Source organism: Lentiprolixibacter sp. (assembly GCF_982873095.1).
In genome coordinates this window covers 22,679-26,586 of the sequence record NZ_CEYNTP010000010.1, presented here as the reverse complement: position 1 = coordinate 26,586, position 3,908 = coordinate 22,679, and the positions used below count along the sequence as shown (strand labels likewise).

Below are 3,908 nucleotides of genomic sequence, written 5' to 3'. Positions count from 1 at the left end.
AAAGCAGTTAGCTTATCGGAATTAAATATACCCTTTTTGCAGGACACACAATGGCTCACATTTTTTATCTTGTAAGGGATAAGAACATTATTATGAAAAAACGGGATTTTCTGAAACGGATGGGGCAGGGGATGCTGGCCTCTCCATTTTTACTAACCCCTTTTGAAGCCAATGCCTCAGAGCGCCCTTATTCTGGCTCTTATGAGGTCAAGGATGAGGCAGTCTTTTGGAAGCGCATCCGAAAGGATTACGCCTTAAAGCCAGACTACATTAACCTTGAAAATGGCTATTACAATATTGCTCCTACCCCCACGCTGAATAAGTTCCTCGAGCATGTGAAGGAAGTGAACTATCAGGGTTCTTATTATATGAGGACCGTGCAGTGGGAAAACAAAAAGCGGATTGCCAGCCGGCTGGCTGCTTTGGTAGGTTGTGATGCCGAAGAGTTGATCATTACCCGGAATACTACGGAATCCCTGGATATGATTATTGGTGGATACCCGTGGAAAGACGGAGATGAAGCCATTTTTGCCCAACAGGACTACGGGGCCATGCAAATGCATTTCAATCAGGTGGCGAAACGGCATGGAGTGGTGAATAAAGTGATTTCTATTCCCAACCACCCTGGATCTGACGAGGAGATCGTGTCCCTTTATGAGGAACAAATCACCCCCAGGACCAAACTGATCATGCTTTGTCATATGATCAATATCACCGGACACATACTGCCAGTTCGGAAAATATGTGAAATGGCACACCGGTATGGGGTGGAAGTGATGGTTGATGGGGCACATTGCATTGGTCATTTTGATGTGGATATTGCAAGTTTGAATTGCGACTATTATGGTTCCAGTTTACATAAATGGTTAAGCACACCACTGGGCGCGGGCATGCTGTATGTAAGAAAAAACCATATATCTAAAATCTGGCCATTACTTGCCGAGCATGACAGGGATCCCGGGGATATCAGCAGGTTAAACCATACCGGGACCCATCCGGTTCATACTGACCTGGCCATTGACAATGCGATAGACTATCTGGAGCTGATAGGGTTGGAGCGGAAGGAAAAGCGATTGCGTTACCTGCAGCGTTACTGGAGTGATGCCCTCCGCAATGTGGAAAATGTTAGGATCAATACCCCCGTTGATCCACATCGGAGCTGTGGTATTGCCAATGTGGGCATAACGCATATGAAACCTTCTGACCTGGCAAAAACCTTGTTGGAGGAATTCAATATCTTTACTGTAGCGATAGATTACGCTAATGTCCAGGGATGCAGGATTACCCCGAACGTGTATACCACAACAGAGGAGCTGGATCAATTTATAGCAGCTGTGAAAACCCTCGCTTCAAGGGGGTAACATTGGACATGTGTTATAGTCTATTGTTTATAAAAACACTTGTAAAAGTTATTGGAGTCCTGGATTTTAGGACCTAATTTTGGGAAGTATTACATCTGTGATATGACACTTTGTGATGTAAATACTGAAGCTGTATACAACTATTAATTCAAAATATATGTCAGAAACGAAAACGAGGTGGGAACTTAAGCATAGCATAGTTCTCATGAGGGTTTTAATTGGCTGGCACTTTCTGTATGAGGGGGTGATCAAGCTGTATAATCCGGAGTGGACTTCTTACGGTTATTTGGCTACAGCACAGGGACCTTTTAAATCTGTGTTTACGGCACTTAGCTCGGAACCCTGGATATATTGGGCCGACAATTTGAATTGGATGGCCCTCATGTTTGTAGGAATCACCCTTACCCTGGGTGTATTTGAAAAATGGGGCGCCTGGGTGGGCATTATTTTGCTGGCACTTTACTACCTCGCTCATCCGCCTTTTCCCGGACTGCAGCAGGTCAATGTTGAGGGCAGCTATTGGTTTGTTAATAAAAACCTGATCGAACTGGTAGGTTGCATCATTGTGTTGCAACATCCCACTGCTCAACTTTTTGGACTGGGCACAATCTGGAACCGAAACAGAAAATTATCTAAAAGTAAAGCGCAATGAAATGGACGAGAAGAGACGTAATTAAAGGGCTGGGGGGTATTCCAATTCTCGGAGCAGTGTGGTGGGCTGGAGCAGCTAATGCAGTTTCCAAGAGCCGCGAACGATCTACCATCCTGGAATACCTCAATATAGAACCTTCCCTGCCCACTGCGGTTAAGGCGATTGCCGGAGATCCGGTACGGGTAGGCATCATCGGTTTTGGAATCCGGGGAGAACAATTGTGCAGGGCCTTGGGATATGCCACCGAGGAATGGAAAGAAGAAATGCGTATTGCCCATGAAGAAGATCCTAAAAATAGTCGCTTACAGGATTTCCTGGACCAGGAGAAACTCAATATAGATCTGGTTGCGGTATGCGATATTTTTGATATCCGGGCCGAGCAGGCCATAAAGCTAAACCCTGATAAGCCCCTCAAGCGCTTTTCAACCTATCGGGAAATGATCAAAAGCGGTGATGTGGATGCGGTTATCATTGCTACACCGGATCACTGGCATGCCCCAATGGCTATTGAGGCCCTTGAAAATGGTGTGCATGCCTATGTGGAAAAACCCATGACGCATACCATAGAGGAAACCTACCGTTTGCGTGAGGCTGCACGCAATTCCAAGGCCCTCCTGATGGTAGGTCACCAGCACAGGCAAACCCTAAGTTTCCAGACCGCACAGGATATTGTGCAAAAAGGGGTTTTGGGCCATGTATCCCTCATACAGACCAATACCAACAGAAATGATGATAATGGAGCCTGGAATTACGATATCCACGAGCAGGCCAATGAGAATACTATAGACTGGGCCCAGTTTCTGGGCAGTGCCCCGGAGATTCCCTTCAATAAAAATCATTTCTTCCGCTGGCGCAAATGGTGGGCGTATGGTTCCGGCCTTTCTGGTGACTTGTTGACCCATGATTATGACCGGCTCAATTGTGTTTTGAATATGGGTATTCCAAACAGCGTCATGGCCTCCGGAGGAATTTATACACATAACGATGGAAGAAATGTTCCCGATGTACTGCAGGTAAATATGGAATTTTCTGATTTCAGTACAGGTAGCAGCCAGGTGAAGGGCAAAGAAAAGGGAATGACCTTTGTCTATAGCGCTACACTGGGAAACGGTTTTAGCAGGCCTACTGTCCTTATGGGTCACGATGCCACTATGGAGTTGGGGAATCGACTTACCATCTGGCCGGAAAGTGGTTCTACCAAATACGCGGAAATGATAGAAGCCGAAAAAATGAATCCCAGGGTTCCTATATATCAGTATGATCCAGGCGCTTCCGTTCCTGATGCCGTATCTTCCGCAACCTCTCAATACTTTGCCGATAAGGGCCTTATGTGGACCTATATCAACGGAAAAAGGGTAGATTCGACCTTCCTTCACCTCAGGGAATGGCTAAGTGCAACCAAGAACGGTGGCAAGCTCAGTTGTGGAATTGATGAAGGCTTTGACGAAGCCATTAGTGCCCATATGGCAGGCTTATCCTATAAATTGGGCAGAAGGATTGACTGGGACCCTGAAAATGAAATTATCATTCCCATAGAAGGGATCGATTTTGACGAAGTATTACTTAGAAACATTTAGGGGAACCACTAATTTCTTATCGCATACAACTAAACAGGCCTTAAGGGCCTGTTTTTTTATTTGGATTAAAACTTAATAAGGCGCTCACTACAAAGAAGTTAGGCTTATTGAAACCTGATAAATGTCATAGTATAACCTCTGGATTACGGGTACTTTTAAGTATTAAAACAATTGTATCATGCAAGTTAAGAAGAATCCAGAAGTAGATCTGAATAGAAATAGTGGATTGTATTTCGTGATCGGACTCACTATTGTGCTATTCCTCACATTGATGGCTTTGGAATATAAGTCGTACGAGAAAGACGAAATTACCTTGGA

Annotated in this window: 3 protein-coding genes and 1 pseudogene; all 4 read left to right on the top strand. The window is 45.0% G+C overall.

Annotated features, from left to right (window positions below):
• The first annotated feature begins 92 nt into the window (after nucleotides 1-92).
• The gene (locus AC4E7D_RS01540) at nucleotides 93-1,361 is read left to right on the top strand and encodes an aminotransferase class V-fold PLP-dependent enzyme (RefSeq protein ID WP_490172040.1); all 1,269 of its coding nucleotides are present in this window, start codon (nucleotides 93-95) and stop codon (nucleotides 1,359-1,361) included.
• Between the two features lie 205 nt (nucleotides 1,362-1,566).
• A complete protein-coding gene (locus tag AC4E7D_RS01535) occupies nucleotides 1,567-2,013 on the top strand; it encodes a DoxX subfamily (protein ID WP_490172039.1) in 447 nt (148 codons plus the stop codon).
• Nucleotides 2,010-3,590: a Gfo/Idh/MocA family protein gene (locus tag AC4E7D_RS01530; RefSeq protein WP_490172038.1), complete on the top strand. Its 1,581-nt coding sequence runs from the start codon at nucleotides 2,010-2,012 to the stop codon at nucleotides 3,588-3,590. The genes AC4E7D_RS01535 and AC4E7D_RS01530 overlap by 4 nt, the downstream gene beginning before the upstream one ends.
• A 178-nt stretch (nucleotides 3,591-3,768) precedes the next feature.
• Nucleotides 3,769-3,908: pseudogene (locus tag AC4E7D_RS01525) on the top strand (energy transducer TonB); the annotation flags it as partial.

Coding starts and splice junctions, on each gene's coding strand:
- AC4E7D_RS01540 (WP_490172040.1), top strand. CDS start 93: ATGAAAAAACGGGATTTTCTGAAACGGATGGGGCAGGGGATGCTGGCC.
- AC4E7D_RS01535 (WP_490172039.1), top strand. CDS start 1,567: ATGAGGGTTTTAATTGGCTGGCACTTTCTGTATGAGGGGGTGATCAAG.
- AC4E7D_RS01530 (WP_490172038.1), top strand. CDS start 2,010: ATGAAATGGACGAGAAGAGACGTAATTAAAGGGCTGGGGGGTATTCCA.